At 28.4% G+C, this 19372-nt stretch carries 14 protein-coding genes, 1 tRNA gene and 1 rRNA gene; 12 read left to right on the top strand and 4 right to left on the bottom strand.

The annotated features are described in order from the left end of the window. Positions 1 to 17 precede the first annotated feature (17 nt). Entirely contained in the window at positions 18 to 1217 is a 1200-nt protein-coding gene (locus tag KJQ99_RS00390; protein ID WP_214120062.1) for a tRNA guanosine(34) transglycosylase Tgt, read from the bottom strand. A 30-nt stretch (positions 1218 to 1247) separates the two neighbouring features. On the opposite strand from KJQ99_RS00390, the gene KJQ99_RS00385 reads away from it, so the two are divergent. The 12 genes from KJQ99_RS00385 (at position 1248) to flhB (ending at position 16697) form a co-directional block, all read left to right on the top strand. Further along, positions 1248 to 2627, top strand: a complete 1380-nt coding sequence (locus tag KJQ99_RS00385; protein WP_214117396.1) for a TrkA C-terminal domain-containing protein — start codon at positions 1248 to 1250, stop codon at positions 2625 to 2627. A gap of 146 nt (positions 2628 to 2773) precedes the next feature. Continuing rightward, positions 2774 to 4135, top strand: a complete 1362-nt coding sequence (gdhA, locus tag KJQ99_RS00380) for an NADP-specific glutamate dehydrogenase (RefSeq protein WP_214117397.1) — start codon at positions 2774 to 2776, stop codon at positions 4133 to 4135. A gap of 96 nt (positions 4136 to 4231) precedes the next feature. Continuing rightward, positions 4232 to 6499, top strand: coding sequence for an outer membrane protein assembly factor BamA (bamA, locus tag KJQ99_RS00375; protein ID WP_214117398.1), 2268 nt, complete (start codon positions 4232 to 4234; stop codon positions 6497 to 6499). Positions 6500 to 6508: 9 nt separating this feature from the next. Continuing rightward, the gene (accD, locus tag KJQ99_RS00370) at positions 6509 to 7342 is read left to right on the top strand and encodes an acetyl-CoA carboxylase, carboxyltransferase subunit beta (RefSeq protein ID WP_214149691.1); all 834 of its coding nucleotides are present in this window, start codon (positions 6509 to 6511) and stop codon (positions 7340 to 7342) included. After that, complete coding sequence (locus KJQ99_RS00365) at positions 7339 to 7791, top strand: 23S rRNA (pseudouridine(1915)-N(3))-methyltransferase RlmH (protein ID WP_214117400.1); 453 nt, start codon at positions 7339 to 7341, stop codon at positions 7789 to 7791. The genes accD and KJQ99_RS00365 overlap by 4 nt, the downstream gene beginning before the upstream one ends. A 9-nt stretch (positions 7792 to 7800) precedes the next feature. Then, a complete protein-coding gene (locus KJQ99_RS00360) occupies positions 7801 to 8811 on the top strand; it encodes a hypothetical protein (protein WP_214120064.1) in 1011 nt (336 codons plus the stop codon). After that, on the top strand, positions 8789 to 9724 hold the full coding sequence (locus tag KJQ99_RS00355) for a tRNA dihydrouridine synthase (protein ID WP_214117402.1): 936 nt from the start codon (positions 8789 to 8791) through the stop codon (positions 9722 to 9724). Before KJQ99_RS00360 ends, KJQ99_RS00355 begins: the two co-directional genes overlap by 23 nt. After that, on the top strand, positions 9708 to 11894 hold the full coding sequence (locus tag KJQ99_RS00350) for an endonuclease MutS2 (protein ID WP_214149690.1): 2187 nt from the start codon (positions 9708 to 9710) through the stop codon (positions 11892 to 11894). The genes KJQ99_RS00355 and KJQ99_RS00350 overlap by 17 nt, the downstream gene beginning before the upstream one ends. Before the next feature lie 8 nt (positions 11895 to 11902). Next, on the top strand, positions 11903 to 13705 hold the full coding sequence (locus tag KJQ99_RS00345; protein WP_214149689.1) for an EAL domain-containing protein: 1803 nt from the start codon (positions 11903 to 11905) through the stop codon (positions 13703 to 13705). Next, complete coding sequence (gene dapE / locus KJQ99_RS00340; RefSeq protein WP_214149688.1) at positions 13698 to 14822, top strand: succinyl-diaminopimelate desuccinylase; 1125 nt, start codon at positions 13698 to 13700, stop codon at positions 14820 to 14822. Before KJQ99_RS00345 ends, dapE begins: the two co-directional genes overlap by 8 nt. Further along, a complete protein-coding gene (nadC, locus tag KJQ99_RS00335) occupies positions 14812 to 15642 on the top strand; it encodes a carboxylating nicotinate-nucleotide diphosphorylase (protein ID WP_214149687.1) in 831 nt (276 codons plus the stop codon). The genes dapE and nadC overlap by 11 nt, the downstream gene beginning before the upstream one ends. Continuing rightward, positions 15642 to 16697, top strand: a complete 1056-nt coding sequence (gene flhB, locus KJQ99_RS00330) for a flagellar biosynthesis protein FlhB (protein ID WP_214117411.1) — start codon at positions 15642 to 15644, stop codon at positions 16695 to 16697. Before nadC ends, flhB begins: the two co-directional genes overlap by 1 nt. Positions 16698 to 16810: 113 nt before the next feature. On the opposite strand, the gene KJQ99_RS00325 is transcribed toward flhB, so the two are convergent. From KJQ99_RS00325 to KJQ99_RS00315, 3 genes are all read right to left on the bottom strand, one after another. Beyond that, positions 16811 to 18424 (bottom strand): SulP family inorganic anion transporter, encoded by a 1614-nt coding sequence (locus tag KJQ99_RS00325; RefSeq protein WP_214117407.1) that lies wholly within the window; start codon positions 18422 to 18424, stop codon positions 16811 to 16813. Positions 18425 to 19118: 694 nt separating this feature from the next. Beyond that, positions 19119 to 19195: transfer RNA gene (locus KJQ99_RS00320), tRNA-Ile, on the bottom strand. A gap of 122 nt (positions 19196 to 19317) precedes the next feature. Continuing rightward, positions 19318 to 19372: ribosomal RNA gene (locus tag KJQ99_RS00315) — 16S ribosomal RNA — on the bottom strand; the annotation flags it as partial.

Genomic DNA, 19372 nt, shown 5'->3' with positions numbered 1-19372 from the left:
TAGTATTTAAACTAATATTATTTATAAATCTCTTTAAAATTCTTATAAAAATTAGCAAAAGTTTTATTAGCTATATTTTCTCTAATCTCACTCATTAAATTTAAATAATAATGCAAATTATGAAGACTTGCTAAGCGAAAAAATGTAATCTCTCCAGCTTTAAACAAATGATGAACATAAGCACGGCTGTAGTTTCTGCAAGTATAACAAGAGCAGTTTTTATCAATTGGCTCATTATCATCTTTCATAAAACTAGCCTTTATATTTATTTTGCCAAAACTTGTAAATAATGTGCCATTTCTAGCATTTCTAGTAGGCATAACGCAATCAAACATATCAACCCCACGAGCGACATTTTCTACCAAATCAAGCGGAGTTCCAACTCCCATTAAATATCTTGGGCGATTTTGTGGCATTTGTGGGGCTAGTTTTTCTACCGTTTCATACATTAATTCATTTGGCTCTCCAACGCTTAGCCCACCAATTGCAAGTCCATCAAAATAGTATTCATTTTCAGCATCTAAAATACCTTTTAAACACTCACTTCTTAGCGTATGATTAGTCCCACCTTGAACGATAGCAAAGATATTTTGCTCTCTTTTTAATTCATTTGTATAAAGCTTTTTAAACTCGCTTTTATAAAGCTCTTTTGAATATTTTTGAAGCAAGGTAATTTCATCTGTATTTTGAAATTCTTTTTTCATCTCAAGCGAGAGTTTAGCCCAATAAATAGTGCGTTTAAGACTTGCTTTAATTCTTTCTTCACTAGCAGGTAAAGCACATAAATCATCTAAAACCATACAAATATCACTATTTAATAAATACTCCGTTTTTAAAACACTTGCAGGTGTAAAATGATGTAAGCTCCCATCAATGTGGCTTTTAAAGGTAATTCCATCATCACTATGTTTTGTATTTTTACTTAGTGAAAAAGCTTGAAATCCACCACTATCAGTTAGAAAGCTTCCATTAAATTTAGTAAAATTATGTAGCCCGCCGTGTCTAGCTATCAAATCAGCACCTGGTCTTAAATAAGTATGATAAGTATTTGCTAGGATTATTTTTGCTCCTAGACTTTGCATATCGGTTGCATCTAGAGCTTTTACGCAGCCTTGAGTTCCTACTGGCATAAAACAAGGAGTATTAAATTCCCCGTGAGCTGTGCTTACTTTACCAAGCCTAGCATTATTATCTGTTGAATATAAATCAAATTTCATTATAATTTTCCTTTATAAAATGGAGTTGTTATGAAAAAAATATTAGTTTTAGCTAAGGTTTGTGTTGCAAATCACTTCTTAAAAGAACTTGCAAAGTTTAAGGATAGCACAAAAGAATATATAATCGTTTGCCAAGATGATATTAATTTTAAGCATAGTTTTACTCATATTAAAATTGACCCTACAAATGCTGCAAGACTTAAAAATTATGTAAATAATAATCTTGAACTTGTATATTTATTATTTGATAATGATTTAGATACAAGGCTTGCTTATGATGCTATAAGATTTATTGATAAAAGAGTAAGAATTGTAGTATTATCAAACAATAAAGAATACGAAAATGATAGCTTTTGCACTCTTATTAATCAAGAAGAAATGACTACAAATCATTTAATAGATATTTTGCCAAATATGCCAATGATAGCAAGAGATATTGGGCTTGGAATTGGCGAGATTATGCAAGTATTTGTTCCTGTTGGCTCAATTTATGCAAACAAACATATAAATGCAATTGCGCAAGAATTTTATAAAATCGCATTAATTTATAGAGATAATGAAATAATTTTACCAAAACCCGATACTCAAATTCTAGCAAATGATGAGCTAGTTTTAGTAGGTGATCCAAATATTTTAAATCTAATGTTTTCAAGGATTAAAGGTCAGGTAGGACAATTTCCTAGCCCTTATGGAGATAGTATTTGCGTTGTAATTGATATGAAAATTGATGAAAATATAGATAATTTAATAAATACAGCACTTTTATTACACGCTAAATCTAATAGTTCAAGACTAATTTTTTATGTAGTAAATCCTACAATAAATAAAGACCTAGAAAAATTAAAGAAACTTAAAAGAAAGACAATAATAGTCCATATTAAATATGAAGATATATCGGTAAATAATGTAGTTTTAGAGTTTTGTAATATGTATTCTGGACTATTTATTACAAGTAAAGAAATTTTTAAAAAAAATATAGCAACTTTTTATGATAGTTCTATGCCTGTTTTAAAAATAGGAACAATAGATTTTGCAAAGCTAAATACTATAGCTTGCATAGGTTCAGGCTCTCTTAGAGTGGAGAATTTGACATCTACTTTATTAGATATTTCTTTAATACTTAATTTAAATGCAAAAATGATGTATTTTGATAATGCAAATCCTGTAAGTGATGATTTAATAGAGCATATAAATATGCAATCACAATTTTTTAATAAGAATTTAGAATTAGTAGAATACAAAAGCAAAAACCCATTATTAGAGCTAAAATTTAATCCATATATAATACATTGTTTAGGATTTGAAAAGCATATAATCAAAACGAATACTTTAAAATATTTATCTAATGATTTTTCAAAACTTTACGAAATACTAGACGATAATTATCAATTATTCATACCAATAGTTTAAAACTTCTAGGAATTTAAATCATTTTAAATTCCTAAAAATTAATCACAAATTTTTATTAATTTTTTTCATACATTTTTCTTCAAAAATTTTTATCATAAATTTAATTTTTTTTGTATAATATTTTTTTATTTTTTAAAGGAGAAAAAATGAGTGCAAAATCTTATGTAAATGAAACACTTGAATTAATCAAAACTTATTCATCTAGACAACCTATATTCTTACAATGTGCAACTGAAGTTTTAAAATCAGTTACACCATTACTAGAAAGCAACAAGCAATACGAACAACACGCAGTATTACAAAGACTAGTAATGCCAGAAAGAACAATTATTTTTAGAGTTGTATATATTGATGATAGTGGCAAAGCTCAAACACATTTTGGCTACAGAGTTCAATTTTCTAGTGCTCTTGGACCTTATAAAGGTGGTTTAAGATTTCACCCTACGGTAAATCTTGACATTTTAAAATTCTTAGCATTTGAGCAAATCTTTAAAAACTCTTTAACAGGACTTTATATAGGCGGCGGTAAAGGTGGGGCTAATTTTGACCCTAAAGGCAAAAGCGATGCTGAAATAATGAGATTTTGCCAAGCATTTATGAGCGAACTTAGCAAACACATAGGCTATTCAACCGATGTTCCTGCTGGAGATATTGGCGTTGGTGCTAGAGAGCTTGGATATATGTTTGGAGCTTATAAAAAAATTACTTCTAAATTTGATGGAACTTTAACAGGTAAAAAAATTAGCTGGGGTGGTTCATTAGTTAGAAAAGAAGCTACAGGATATGGAACGGTTTATTTCTCAAAAGAATTATTAAAAGAAAAAGGCGAAGGCTTTGAAGGAAAAACTTGCGTAGTTTCAGGTAGTGGAAATGTGGCTATTTATACTATTGAAAAACTTTATGAATACGGAGCAAAAGTTGTTGCAGTAAGCGATAGCGATGGCTATGTTTATGATAAAGATGGAATTGACTTAGACCTTTTAAAAGAAATTAAAGAAAACTTAAGACTTCGTGTAAGTGATTATGCTAACCGCAAAAAAGGTGCAGTTTTTGTATCTAAAGTAAATTATGAAAAAGGAACAAACGGAATTTGGAGTATTCCTTGTGATTATGCTTTCCCTTGTGCAACACAAAACGAACTTAGCTTAATAGATGCGAAAAACTTATATAAAAATGGCTGTAAATTAATCGCTGAAGGTGCTAATATGCCTTGCACACTTGATGCACAAAAATTTATTTTAGAAAACAAAATATATTATGCACCAGCAAAAGCAGCAAATGCTGGTGGTGTAGCTACAAGTGCGCTTGAAATGCAACAAAATGCAAATATGACTTCTTGGACATTTAACGAAGTTGATGAAAAATTACATAAGATTATGAAAGATATTTACGCTAGAACTGCAAATACTGCTAAAGAATTTGGATTTGAACACAATTTATTAGCAGGAGCAAATATTGCAGGCTTTAAAAAAGTTGCAGATGCTATGATAGACCAAGGCTATATTTAAGCCGAAAAGCCCTATTTTTAGGGCTTTTTTTACAAACTTAATATTAACTTTCTTTTATTATTATTCTTTCTTCAAAATCAAAAAATCAGGTTAAATATGAAAAAAATTATATATGTAAGTGCTATTAGTTCTTTGATTTATGCAAATACAATAAGTGATATTGAATTTAAAGGCTTATATCACTTGTCAAAAGAACAAGCCTTAAAGGCTGTGGATTTAAAAATTAATGATGAAGTTAATATATATAAGATAAATGATGCGGTTAAAAACCTTTTTTCTTATGGATATTTTGATGATATTTATGTTGATGAAAATAATGGAAAGCTAATATTTAATGTTGTAGAAAAACAATTCATTGCAAAAGTAAATATCAAAGGAACTTCAAGTAATGATAAAAAGCAAATAGAATCGTTTTTAAGTATTAAAAAAGGCGAAGCTTATAATGATAGAAAAATAGAAGAAGCAAAAGAAAAAATAATTCTATACTACCAATCTCGTGGATTTTATGATAGTGTAGTTGAAGTTGATACTCAAGAGCTTGAAAATAATGCTGTTGTATTAAATTTCAACATAAATAGAGGCGAAATCATAACAATTAAAAAAGTTAATTTAATAGGTGCTAAAAAATTAGACTATAGTGATTTTGACCCTGTAATAGCAAATAAAGAAAAAGAACTATTAGGTTGGTTTTGGGGATTTAATGATGGTAAATTATACTCAACCGAACTACCAAACGACCCTGCTAGAATTAAAGATGAATATATGAAAAAAGGCTATCTTGATGCTAATGTATCAAATCCTTATTTAGAAGCTAATATGCAAACTTACAAAGCAGAATTAACCTATTATATAAGCGAAGGCAAACGCTATAAAATAGAAGAAATCACAATAGAAAACCCACTAGAAAATGAAGTGAAATTTAACTTAAGTGATTTAAGAAGTAAAAAAGGAAAATATATTAATTCAGAAAAAATTCGTTCTGATATAGAATTAATTAAAACCAAATTCCAAGATAAAGGATATGCTTTAGCAGAGGTTTATCCTGATATTGCTAAAAATGATGCTGATGGAGTTGTAAAAATTTATTTTAGAGTTAATCTAGGAAATAAATACAATATTGGTAAAGTAATAATTAAAGGTAATGATAAATCTTTAGATAAAGTAGTAAGAAGAGAATTATTCTTAACCGAAGGAATGCAATTTAACAAAACAGATTTAAATGATAGCATTATAGCACTTAGAAAAACCGGTTATTTTGAAGAAGTAAATATCACTCCAAAACCAAGCTTTACGGGAGATATTGATTTATTAGTAGATGTAAAAGAAAAATCAACAGGCTCAATTACTGGTGGTGTTGGTTATAGCACATCTGATGGATTCTTAATTAACGCATCTGTTAGCGATAGGAATATCTTAGGTAGCGGAATGTATGGTGGGATTAATTTAGAAAAATCAGATAAAGATGTAACTGGTAAAATCTTTTTAAATAATCCTAGGATATTTGATTCTAAATACTCAACAGGCTTTGATATATATAGCTACAAAAGAGATTGGGATACTTACGAAGAATACAATAATGGTTTAGAACTTAGCATTGGTAGAGAATTAGCTAGATTTTGGGGAATTGGAGCTATTTATAATTACGAGCAAAGTGATTTAAGAAAAGCAACTATTGAAATGATTGCAAGTGGTGAAAAATTAGGCAAATCAAGAAAATCAGCTATAACTCCATATTTATATTTTGATAATACTGATGATTTTTACTTACCAAGAAGTGGTATTTATAGTAGAGCAGCATTTACTTATGCAGGGCTTGGGGGAGACCAAAAATATAAAAAATTTGCCTTTGATTTTAAATATTATAAAGGTTTAAAAGAAGATTTTGACACTGATTTAATTTTTAGATTTAGAACATCATTTAATAAATTATTTAATTATAAAGATACACCAATTAACTCAAGATTATATCTTGGTGGTTTAAGAAGTGTTAGAGGATATGAAAGTGATAGCATAACTCCAAGGGGTATTGGATATTATGATACAAATACTCATACTAAAGTAGATAAATTAGGAAACGGAGTTATTGCTTATCCTTACGATAAAGGTGGAGCGATTTCACTTAATTCTAGTGTAGAAATCAATTTCCCATTAATTAATAAATTAAAACTTCGTGGTTCAATTTTTTATGATTATGGTATGATAGGCGAGAAAAAATTAAATGAGATTAAAAGACAAAGTGCAGGAATTAGTCTTGATTGGAGCACACCAATGGGACCATTAGTGTTTGTATTCTCAAAACCTATTGATAAAAAATCAGGGGATAAAACAAATACATTTGAATTTAGCATAGGAAGTCAATTTTAGGAGATAAGAATGAGTTTTGCAGATATTTTTAAAATTAGAAGAACACAATCAAAGCCAAATGAAGCACCAAATCACTGGGTAAAATGTGATAATTGTCATGCTTTAATGTATTATAAAGAAGTTGCAAGTTGCTTTAATGTATGCCCTAAGTGTGGCTTACATATGAAAATAAGCCCTAATGAAAGAATAGAAATGCTAGTTGATGAAGGAAGTTTTATTGAATATGATAAAACTTTGAAAGCTAATGACCCATTAAAATTCGTAGATTCAAAAAGCTATAAAAAACGCTTAAACGAAAGCGAAGAAAAAACAGGCAGAACGAGTGCGGTAATTTCAGGAGAATGCAAAATCGGTGGAATTGGCGTTCAATTATGTGTGTTTGACTTTTCTTTTATGGGTGGTTCGCTAGGAAGTGTTGAAGGCGAAAAAATCGTTCGTGCAGTTCAACGCGCTATGCAAAAAAAAGAAGGACTTATAATAATTAGCGCAAGTGGTGGTGCTAGAATGCAAGAGAGCACATATTCACTTATGCAAATGGCTAAAACATCAGCTGCATTAAAATTACTTGCTAGAGAAAGACTTCCTTATATATCAATTCTAACTAACCCTACTTTTGGTGGAGTATCAGCGTCTTTTGCTTGGCTTGGAGATATTGTAATTGCTGAACCTATGGCACAAATTGGCTTTGCTGGTGCTAGAGTTATTAAGCAAACTATAGGAGCTGACTTACCTGAAGGATTTCAAAGTGCTGAGTTTTTATTAGAGCATGGACTTATTGATTCTATTGTTCCAAGAGCTAATCAGCGTGAATTTTTAAGTGATTTTTTACGATATTTTAAATGAATATAAATATTTATTTTATTCAAAAAAAATTAGAAAAATTAAGCGAATTTGAAAATAGATTTATAAAATTAATAAATCAATTTTCAAAACTTAATCTAAATAATGTATTTTCAAAACAAATCGCAAAAGCACAAGATTTGGGCTCAAATGAAGCTAGAATAGAATATGCAAAAGCTTATATGCCTTATAAAAAAACTTTTAGTATAGCTTTAAGTGAAAGGGGCAAGAGCATTGATAGTATTGAGTTTGCTAAGTTATTGCAAGATAAAAATGAAATTAATTTTTTTGTAGGTGGAGCTTTTGGATTTAATGATGAGTTTTTAAATGAATGTGATTATGTATTGAGTTTTTCAAAACTTACATTTTCACACGAAATTGCAAGGATTGTATTGTTAGAACAAATTTATAGGGGTTTTTGTATAAATTCAAATCACCCTTATCATAAGTAAAGGATTGTTATGAAAATTAGAAATTTTTTAATTTATTCTATTTTATATTTAATGTTAATTGGACTTATTATTGTTGTATTTTTTAATGATTTATTTAACTCTACAAGAGTAATTAATTTAGGAATTTTCAATTTTCAAAAAACATTTGAATTTGATAGCTTTACTTGGGTTTGTATGCCACTTGTTATATATGTTATATTTGCATTACTTTATTTTTATTTTTCATTTATTTCTTTTCATTTTTCAACAAAAAGACTTATTAAAGATGGTAAAAAATTTGAAATGTTTTTAGAAGATTTAGTTTTAGATAAAAAAAATATTTACAAGTTTAAAACAAAAGAATTTCAAGACGCTAGTGAATTAGTAAAATCACTTTATTACAATCAAGCAGGAACAAGTGCTGATAAATTAAATAATGCAATAGCTATAAAAGCAATGGTTGAAAATGGAGAAATCTGTGATTTAAAACCATTTAAACTATCTAAAGACAATACAATTTATTTAAAAAACGAAGCAAATAAAGCTAAAAATGATTTAAATTACGCTTATAACTTACTAAAAAATCAAGAAGAAATTCAAGATGAAATCAGCCTAAGTGCTTACAATAATCTAATTTTAAACGGCATTTATGCAAATATTAAAACACTAAAAATTCAAAAAAGCAAAGAAGATATTAAAATCCTTTTAAATAGATTTGCTAATGATGATTTAAGTCTTAGCAATGCTGAATTAGAAGTTTTAATTTTTAATGATAATTTTGAAGAAGGCGAATATTTAGATTTTGCAAAAGAATTATTTACAAAAATTGAGCCAAATAGCCTAAAAGCAATATTTTTAAAACTAAAAAATGAAAAAGATAACGCATTTAGAGCGTATTTATATATACTTGCAAAACTTGCGCTATTTGATGAATTAATAGAAGAAATTTATGGTAGCGAAGCTGATTTAGAAGATTTTAAATTAATTGTATTTTTAAAAGAACAAGGTAAAACTTACGATGTTGATAAACTTATTTGCTAATTCTAAGCCCTTATTTCTAGCACCGATGGCAGGTCTTAGTGATCTTGCCTTTAGAAGACTTGTTAAAAGATTTGATTGTGATGTAACAATTAGCGAAATGATTAGTTCAAACGCTCTTGTTTATGAGAGTGAAAAATCTTTAACTATGTTAGAAAAAGATAAAAGCGAAAGACCTTTCATAGCTCAAATTGCAGGCTCAAATAAAGAAATTATAAAAAAAGCAGTTGAGATTATAAATAAAGAAGAAAACATTCACGGGATTGATTTTAATTGTGGCTGTCCTGTAAATAAAGTTATTAAGCAAAATGCAGGTTCAGCACTACTTAAAGACTTAGATAATCTAAAATCACTCCTAGATATTATAAAAACCAATAATAAAGTAGGCACAACAAGTGTTAAAATAAGACTTGGTTTTAATGAGTGCGAAATAGAAAAAATAATAAATGCTTTAAACGAATTAGAGCTAGATTTTATAAGTATTCACGGAAGAACTAGAGCAGGAATGTATAGTGCTAAGGTAGATTATAACGCTATAAAACTAGCAAAATCTTTAGCAAAAACCAAAATAATTGCAAACGGCGATATATCTTATGAAAATCATCAAATGGTATTAGAACAAACCAATGCTGATGGGCTTATGATAGGAAGAAATGCTGTTGGAAATCCTTGGATTTTTTCTCAAATTAAGGGTAAATTTAATGAAATTAATAAAAGCGAAATCATACTTACACATTTTGAATTTATGTGTGATTTATACAAAGATTATGCTTGTTCGTTGTTTAGAAAACACTTGCACGAATATTCAAAAGGCTTAGCAAATGCGAGTGAATTTAGAAATGAAGTAAATAAAATTAATGAGCCTAAAATTATGCTAAATACGATAAAAGAGTTTTTTGATGCTACAAATTATTAAAAACCTTGATTTAGTTGAATATTTAGATGAATTATTTGCTTTATTTGCTAGAAATAAACCTTTATTTATTGAAGGGGATACTAATTTACACCTAGCAAGAATTAATGAATTATGCGAATATGAATTAAAAGAATTAAAAAGCGTAAAAGATTTAAGCAAAGCATTAAATCATCTTAGTAAAAAAGGCATTTTACACCTTGATGAGATAGAAGAATTTGTAAAGATTTTAAATTATTTTAAATACTTATTTCAAATTCCGTTTTCAAATTCTTTTAAAAAATACCTTGAAAAAATCATAATTCCTAATGAAATTGAAAATATATTAAAATATTTTAAAGACGATGTATTTGATGAAGAAAAAGATGAGCTTTTACAAAGTATAAAAATCAAAATCAAAGAATTAAACCAAAGCATAAATCAAAATCTAAGAAGCCTGTTAAACTCAAAATCACTTGAAAGCTATTTAATAGATACTCAAATACATTTTATATCAAATACTGAATGCTTATTGGTTAGGGGCGGATTTGCTAAAGTGCTTGATGCTAGTATTGTTGCAAGAAGTAGTGGTGGTGGATTTTATGTAGAACCTAGCAGTATTTTAAACTACAAACAAGGCATAAAAAGATTAGAAAATGAAGCCGATGCTAAAAGATTTGAATACGCAAAACAATTTAGTGAAATTTTATCTAAGCATTTATTATTTTTAAAGTTCATAAATAAAGAATTTGATTTAATAGATAGCTATATTGCAAGGGTTAATTTTGCTAAAAAGAAGGATTTAAACTTCATAACTCCAAGTAATGATGATAAAATTATCTTAAGTGAGTTTTGCCACCCCGCTTTAAATAATCCAAAACCTGTTAGCGTAGAGTTTAAAGAGCAAGTTTTATTAATAACAGGTGTAAATGCGGGTGGAAAATCAATGCTACTTAAAAGCATTTTAGCTGCTAGTTTTATGACAAAATATCTAGTTCCTATGAGAATTAATGCAAACAAATCTCACATAAGCACTTTTAAAGAATATATAAGCATTATTGAAGACCCACAAATGGCTAAAAATGATATTTCTACTTTTGCAGGAAGAATGTTAGCATTTGCTAAAATGAATGGTAAGAAAAATTTCTTATTAGGGGTTGATGAGATTGAGCTAGGAACTGATTTTGAAGAAGCGAGTTCATTATTTTTTACCCTAATTTGTGAGCTGAAAAAACACGGAAAACTAATAATTACCACCCATCACAAACGCTTAGCAATGCTACTTGCTAAAGAAGATAAAGTAGAATTATTAGCAGCTTTATATGATATTAAAAATGAGCGTCCTAAATATGAGTTTTTAGCGGGAATTGTAGGCAAATCATACGCATACGAGACGGCTTTAAGATATGGAATAAGTGCTAGTTTGGTTGAACTTGCTAGAAAAAGCTCTAGCGAAGCTGAGCAAAATATAAATGAAATGCTAAATAAAAACCTAGAACTTGATGCAAAACTTAAAATGCTAATTGCAAACAACGAAAAAAAAGAAAATAAATTAAACAATCTCCTAGAAAGCCTAAAAGATAAAGAAAATAAATTAATTGAAGAATACAAAAAACGCAAAAATGAATTAGAAAATGAATATTTTAAAGCAATAAATGCGGCTAAAAAAACTCTTGATTTTTCTGATTTAAAAGATAAACAAAGACAAATTAATGCAGCAAATGTATTAAAGCAGCAAATAAAACCAGAAAGCGTTAAAAGAGAAGAATTTAAAATAGGAGATTTTGTAAAATACGAAAAAATTAAAGGCAAAATCATAGCTTTAAATAAAAATATAGCAACCGTGCAAACTGATATGCTACAATTAAAACTTGATATTTCAATGTTAAAAAGAAGTGGCGAAATTCCTAAATCAAATTCTAGCAAAGTAACTTATGAAAAAAGTGTAAGCAATGCTAGCACTAAATTAGATTTGCATGGATTAAGAAGCGAAGAAGCTATTGAATTATTAGATAAATTTATTTCAGACGCACTAATAATTGGATTTGATGAGATTATCGTATATCACGGCATTGGAACAGGTCGCTTAGCTTATGCTGTAAAAGAATATTTAAAAACTAATAGGAGTATAAAAAGCTTTTGTGATGCACCTGCAAATGCTGGTGGATTTGGGGCTAAAATTATAAGATTGTAGGTTGAAAAATGGAAAACAAGGATTTTAAAAAAATAAAAAATATTTTATATTTATTAATTGGTGTTTTTGTTCTACTTAATTTTTATCTTTTTATGGATTCTAGAAATTATGTTAGATTATTTACAGAAAGCTACTTACATTCATTAGTAAATAAAGAAGAATTTAAATCTTCTAAAATATTAAGCGAATTTATCGTTCAAGACAATAAAATTATCTCAAAAAATGATAATAGTCCTAAATTAAGTGAATTAGAAATTAAAGAATTAGTAAAAAATAATAGTTTTTACGAAGCTATAAAAGTAGATAAAAATCAATTTGACATAAGATATTATGAATTAATTAATGGGGCTTATTATGGCTTTAATAACCAATTTTACCTTACAAATTCTAGATTTTACCAATTTTACATACCTGTGCTTTTAAATATTTGTTTTTTTATTTTAATTTATAACTTATATAAACAAAAAAATCATATCTCAGCACAATATCAAAGAAGTATTAGCACATACACTAAAAGAATAGAAAAACTTGAAATTGAAGCAAGTATAGACCCACTAACTCAACTAAAAAATAAAAGAAGCTTGGAAAAATCAATCGTTCTTATGAAAAATCCAAAATTATTATTAGTTGATATTGATGAGTTTAAAAAAATTAATGATTATTTTGACGCTAATACTGCTGATGATTTATTAAAACATATTGCTTTAATTATGAGCGATTTTGCTGATGAAAACCACTTAGAAGTCTATAAGCTTGATGGAGATTTGTTTGCGCTTTTAGAAGATAATATTGAAGATGAACAAAGGTATGAAGAATTAGTAACGGAGCTTATGCAAGAGCTTAAAAATAAAGATTTAACAATAGAATATAATCACCAAATAGCTAGCATAGTTCTAACACTTACAATGGGACTTTGTTTAGAAAATGAAAATACACTTAAAAAAGCATTTATTGCACTAAAAAGAGCAAAAAGAGATAATAAGAATTTCGTTTGTTATTCTAAATTTATAGATGAAGAAAAAGAATATTTCCATCAACTAAGCACAGCAAAATCAATTCAAAGTGCAATAGCAAAAGATGAAATCTTACCTTTTTTCCAACCTATTTTTGATAAAGATAAAAACATTACTAAATTTGAATCTTTAGTAAGAATTGTCAAAAAAACTCCTGAAGGAACTGATGTAATAACTCCAGGTGCTTTTTTAGCAGTTTCAATTAAAATGAAACAATACGAAATTATTGAAAATTTTGTGATAGAAAAAGTTGTTCAAACTCTAGTTGAAAATCAAGACATTGTTTTATGTGTAAATCTTGGCGGAAGAGATATGATTGATAGTGCTAAAAATAATAAATTCATAAATCTTTTAAGAAGAACAGGGGTTGCTAATCGCTTAATTATTGAAGTATTAGAAGATGAGAATATTTCACAAAATGAAAAAATAAAAGACTTCTTAAAAAGAGTGAAAGAATTAGGCTGCAAAATCGCATTAGATGATTTTGGTAGTGGATTTAGTAATTTTTCGTATTTATTAGAATTAATGCCTGATTATATTAAAATAGATGGAAGTATTATAGAAAAAATTACAAAAGATGAAAAAAGCGAAAAAATAGTCAAAACTATAGTTTTATTCTCAAAATCTCTAGGTATTAAAACCGTTGCAGAATTTGTAAGCACAGAAGAGATATTTAAAAAATGTATTGAAATTGGTGTTGATGAATTTCAAGGATTTTATTTAGGAAAACCAAGTCCAACTTTTACTCAAGAAGAAATTGATTTAGACTTTTATCATTTAAAGGAAAAAAATGCTTAAAAAATTATTTATAGACCTTTTAAAAGAAGCTAGTGTTACTCCTGATGCTAAGAATTGTTATAAAATTACAAGTGAGTTTTTATCTAATTTTGATAATGAAATCATAGCTATAAATAATACTACAAATCAAATCTTAAGCAAAGAATTTAACAAAGTTGGTTTGCATATTTGTTTTTGCGGACATATTGATGTAGTTCCTAGTGGAAATGGCTGGGAAAGTGAACCATTTTTACCAACTATAAAAGATGATTTAATAATAGCGCGTGGCACTCAAGATATGAAAAGTGGCGTTGCAGCATTTTTGTATGCAATTAAAGAATTTAGCAAAAACAATATTAAAAATATAAGAAAAATCAGCATTGTTTTAACAAGTGATGAAGAAGGAGATGGTAAAGATGGAGTTATCAAGGTTTTAGAAGAATTAGACAAAAGAAATGAGTTGCCTAATATGTGCATAGTTGCCGAGCCAACTTGCGAAAAAAACTTCGGTGATAGCATAAAAGTTGGTCGTAGGGGTAGCATTCACGCAAGCATAAAAATATTAGGAACTCAAGGTCATGCAGCCTATCCATCAAAATGTAAAAATCCCGTTCATTTAGGGGCTTCGTTTTTAGCTAAAATTTCAGGATTTGATTTAGATAATGGCAATGAGTTTTTTGAACCAAGTAAAATAGTAATTACTAATTTAAGTGCAGGAATTGGTGCATCAAATGTAACTCCTAGTGAGTTTAAAATTATGCTAAATGTTAGAAATTCTCCACTTACAAGCAAGCAAGATTTAGAAGATTTTTTAAGAGAAAATTTAAAGAATTTAGATTATGAATTAGAAATCAAACAAAGTTCAGAGCCATTTTATACAGACGCTAATTCAATACTTGTAAAAACTCTTAAAAAAGCCTTAGAAAATCAAGGTATTTTCAATACTAGCTTAAACGCAAAAGGCGGCACTAGCGATGCAAGATTATTCGCAAAATACGGCGTTTTAGTCTGTGAATTAGGCGTAGTAAATGATAAAATCCATGCAGCAAATGAAAGCGTGCCTTTTAGTGAAGTTGTAGCTTTAAGTAATACATTTTTAGAGTTTTTAAACTTAATGGAGGCAAATAATGTTAATTAATAGTGAAATTGAACTTATTAAAAAAGAATTAAATGATGATTTAGGTAGGGGAGATTTATTCTCACAACTTGAAAATAATGAAATAATAAAAGCAAATCTTAAGGCTAAAAGTGATGGAGTTTTTGCTGGAGAACCTTATTTTAAAGAGATTTGTAAAATGCAAAATATTGAATATGAATTATTTATAAAAGATGGGCAAAGCTTTAAAAAAGGCGATATTTTAGCAAAATTTAAAACCTTAAAAACTACTTTATTAATGAGTGAGCGAACCATACTTAATTTTATTCAACACGCATCAGGGATTGCTACAAAAGTTGCTTCAATGAAAGCTTTAATAAAAGATTATGATGTAGCTTTGCTTGATACTAGAAAGACAAGACCTGGATTAAGAGTGTTTGAAAAATACGCAATTCGTTGTGGTGGTGGGCAAAATCATCGTTTAGGTTTAGATGATTGTATTATGCTAAAAGATACTCATTTGCTTGGAGTAAAGGATTTAAAATCTTTTATAAAAGAGCTAAAAAGCAAAATCCCATATTACACTCCAATTGAAATTGAGTGCGATACAATTGAGCAAGTAAAGGCTGCTTTAGAAGCTAATGTAAATGCGATTTTACTTGATAATATGAGCCCTAGTGAGTGTGCTAATATAGTAAAATTAAGAGATAGTTTAGGCATTAAAGTTATCTTAGAAGCTAGTGGGGATATTAATGAAAACACCATAGTTGAATATGCTAAAAGCGGAGTTGATGTAGTAAGTTCAGGCTCAAATATTTATAAGGCTACTTGGGTTGATTTTTCTATAAGACTTGGTGAGTAATTATGGCTGATGATGCAGAAAAGACAGAAGAACCCACAGATAAAAAGATAGAAGACGCCAGAAAAGAAGGAAATGTCGCTAAAAGTCAAGATGTGGCAGCACTTATAACTCTTTGCGTTGGTTTTGGCTTTGCTTTATTTTGGGTTTATTTTCTGCACGAAAGAATTACGGCTTTATACATTTATTATCAGAGTTTAATAGGTAGCGAAATTGATAATAAATTGCTTTATAAAATAGGTATTAAAACCCTTTTAGAGCTTACATTAATGGTATTACCACTTGCTATTGCAATTGCTATTGCTGGAATTATTGCAAATGTTATGCAAATAGGCTTTAATTTCACACTCAAACCCATAATGCCTAATTTTGGCAAAATCAATCCAATCAAGGGCATTAAAAATATAATTTCAATGAAAAAGCTAATAGAATTAGTAAAAATCATTCTAAAAGTTAGCGTTATTTTCGGCATTGTTGGGTATTTTATATATAGCTTTTTGCCAGGACTTAGTCATTTAGCAATTTTGCCACTGATTAAGCAAATGGAGTGGTTAAGAGATAAAATCATAATCCTTTTTGCAGCCGTTATTTGCTCATTTTTAGTATTTGGAATACTTGATATTTTTATAGTTCGTTTTCAGTATTTTAAAGGGCTTAGAATGAGTAAGCAAGAGATTAAAGATGAATACAAGCAAATGGAAGGAGACCCGCAAGTAAAGGCAAAAATCAGACAAATTCAAATGCAAGCAGCAAGAAATCGTATGATGCAAGATGTCCCTAATGCTGATGTGGTAATTACCAACCCAACTCATTACTCAATCGCAATTGCTTATGATAGGACAAAGCATAAAGCCCCTGTGGTATTAGCAAAAGGAGTTGATAATATCGCCTTTAAAATCCGTGAAATAGCACAAAAACACGATATTCCAATATATGAGCAAAGAGAATTAGCAAGATCACTTTATAAAATTTGTGAAGTAGGAGATGAAATCCCTGTAGAATTATATAAGGCAACGGCTGAAGTCTTAGGCGTAATTGCTAGAATGAGTAGAAGATAATTTAAATTCTTTTTAAGCACAATACAAAATATAAGCACCAAAAATCTTCATAAAATCAAAAAACAATATCGCCAAATATAATTTTGAAAAATACTTTTAAATAGTTTTAATAGCTATTTAATAGTCATTTCAACGCTCCAATAAAAATTATCTACTCCAATAGCTTCAACAATACCGCTTCTTTTCATAATTTCTTTAATATCAGGAGAAACACCTGCAATAAATACGGGAATTTTTCGCTTTTTAATGGCTTCTATTACTTCAAGAAAGGCACTTGCTCCTGAAATATCCATATAAGTTGTCCCACGCATAGAAAATATAATCGCTGTTTTATAATTTATTCTGCTAGTTAATTCTAAAATTTTATCCGTATTAGAAAATATAATAGCTCCCATTATATAAATTACTTCAGCTTGTTTTATATGTTGTGGTAAAGGAGAATTTAAATCAGTAAATTTCTCACTATCAAAATAATCAAATTTAATTTTTAAGTTTGAAATCTGAACCATTAAAAGCATTAAAGATAAAATCACGCCTATTAAAATTGCAATTGTTAAATCAAAAATAATAGTTGCTAACATAGTTGCAAAAAACTGAACTAAAGCACCTTTAAATCTGTTTTTAAAAAAATATTTAATAGTATGCCACTCATTCATTCTAAATGCAGTTACAAATAAAATTCCAGCTAACGCACTAAGTGGAATTAAACTCATAATCGGTGCTAAAACAAGCATAGATACCAATAAAATTATAGAATGAAATATACCAGTAAGCCTAGTAACAGCACCAGACTTAATAGCCACGCTAGTTCTAGCAATAGCAGCAGTCGCAGGAACTCCACCGCAAAAAGGAACTAAAATATTGCCTAAGCCTTGAGCTATTAATTCTCTATCGCATTTAAGTCTAACACCAACCATTCTACCACCACTTGCACCACATAACAAGCTCTCTATCATACCCAATAAAGCAATACTTATTGCAGGAGTTATCAATTCTTTTAAGTGCAAAATATCAAAATCACTAAAAGCAAACCTATCATCTAAGATTATGTTAGTAGGAATTACCCCTATTCTTTGAATATCTAATGAAAAAATTATACTTATTAATGTAGCGACTATCAATGCAATTAATGAAGCAGGAGCATATTTTTGATATTTTTTAGGATAAGCTAACATAAAAACTACTACGAAAATACATATAAAAACTGAAATATAATTAATATCTAAATCCATTTTAAAATAATTTATTGTTTTTTCTAAAGTTGTAATTCCACTAGCTTTAACACCTAATAAATTATCAATTTGACCTAAAGCAATAATAACAGCAATTCCTGAAGTAAAACCTGTAATTACAGGCATAGGAATAAATGCAATCACTCTACCAAAATGAAATAATCCTGCAAAAATTAATAATAATCCAGCCATCAAAGTAGCCACAAAAACACCTGTTAGTCCATATTGAGTAGTTATGGCAATTAAAATAGCAGCCATTGCACCGGTTGGACCTGATATTTGATAATAAGCTCCACCAAATAACGATATTACAAACCCAGCTAAAATAGCAGTAATAAGTCCTGAAGCTGCACTTGCCCCACTACTAACACCAAATGCAAGCGCTAAAGGCAGAGCAACAGCAGCAACCGTAGCACCAGCCATTAAATCTTGTAATAATTTCATCTTGTTATATTCGGTAAATTCTAGTCTTAAATCTTGAAAATAGCTTTTCATCAAAACATTCCTTAGGTATATTTTGTTAATCATATCAATGATTGTTTTAAAACTAGCTTTTAATACAAAATCGTAATTTCTAATTATTCTATTAATACTATGTATAAATACTATTACCCCCCCCCAACCACTCTAAACAACATAAACAATACTTTAAATTAAAAACTAAAAAGCAATTAAAATCTCATTCTAAAAACAACCTTCACTAACTACTAAAAACAATTAAAAACACACACCATAATAAAACAATCTTAAACATAATCACTAAACATAAAAAGCTATTTTTATTAAAAGAATTTAAAACTTATAAATACTTTATAAAAACATTAATTATATTAACTATTAAAAATACAACTAATATTTTATTTAATAGTAAAAACATAATTATCACTTATAATTTAAATTACTTATTACTATAAGAATTATTTTAAAAAGATAATATATATGCTACCAAATATCACACCACTTCAATAAGTATTATAATTTGTATAAAAATAACTTTAAACATAACTACAAGCTAAATAAGTAAAAATAAGTATTCTTAAATAAATTCAAATATCATTAAAAATATAAATATTATTTATAAGCTTCAATCTAAAATAAATACACAAGTAAAACCTAAAATCATACTAAAACTACATATATTAAAAAGATTTAAAAAAATAATTTAAAAGATAGATAAAAAGAATAAAAATGGTGGGCCTAACAAGACTTGAACTTGTGACCTCACCCTTATCAGGGGTGCACTCTAACCAGCTGAGCTATAGGCCCTTAAGAAGTAGAATTATTGTTATCTTATTTCATTTCAACCTTTGATATCCAAACAAGCTCTCAAGAGCTCTTGAAATATTTATTATTACTCTTTAGTGTGAGTTAAAGAGTATGTACTCTAGAAAGGAGGTGATCCAACCGCAGGTTCTCCTACGGTTACCTTGTTACGACTTCACC

Source organism: Campylobacter sp. 2018MI13 (genome assembly GCF_018501135.1).
Taxonomy (GTDB): domain Bacteria; phylum Campylobacterota; class Campylobacteria; order Campylobacterales; family Campylobacteraceae; genus Campylobacter_E.
Note: the sequence above shows the minus strand (reverse complement) of the source record. Positions and strands in the feature narration are given on the sequence as shown.

Coding starts and splice junctions, on each gene's coding strand:
- KJQ99_RS00390 (WP_214120062.1), bottom strand. CDS start 1,217: ATGAAATTTGATTTATATTCAACAGATAATAATGCTAGGCTTGGTAAA.
- KJQ99_RS00385 (WP_214117396.1), top strand. CDS start 1,248: ATGAAAAAAATATTAGTTTTAGCTAAGGTTTGTGTTGCAAATCACTTC.
- gdhA (WP_214117397.1), top strand. CDS start 2,774: ATGAGTGCAAAATCTTATGTAAATGAAACACTTGAATTAATCAAAACT.
- bamA (WP_214117398.1), top strand. CDS start 4,232: ATGAAAAAAATTATATATGTAAGTGCTATTAGTTCTTTGATTTATGCA.
- accD (WP_214149691.1), top strand. CDS start 6,509: ATGAGTTTTGCAGATATTTTTAAAATTAGAAGAACACAATCAAAGCCA.
- KJQ99_RS00365 (WP_214117400.1), top strand. CDS start 7,339: ATGAATATAAATATTTATTTTATTCAAAAAAAATTAGAAAAATTAAGC.
- KJQ99_RS00360 (WP_214120064.1), top strand. CDS start 7,801: ATGAAAATTAGAAATTTTTTAATTTATTCTATTTTATATTTAATGTTA.
- KJQ99_RS00355 (WP_214117402.1), top strand. CDS start 8,789: ATGTTGATAAACTTATTTGCTAATTCTAAGCCCTTATTTCTAGCACCG.
- KJQ99_RS00350 (WP_214149690.1), top strand. CDS start 9,708: ATGCTACAAATTATTAAAAACCTTGATTTAGTTGAATATTTAGATGAA.
- KJQ99_RS00345 (WP_214149689.1), top strand. CDS start 11,903: ATGGAAAACAAGGATTTTAAAAAAATAAAAAATATTTTATATTTATTA.
- dapE (WP_214149688.1), top strand. CDS start 13,698: ATGCTTAAAAAATTATTTATAGACCTTTTAAAAGAAGCTAGTGTTACT.
- nadC (WP_214149687.1), top strand. CDS start 14,812: ATGTTAATTAATAGTGAAATTGAACTTATTAAAAAAGAATTAAATGAT.
- KJQ99_RS00325 (WP_214117407.1), bottom strand. CDS start 18,424: ATGAAAAGCTATTTTCAAGATTTAAGACTAGAATTTACCGAATATAAC.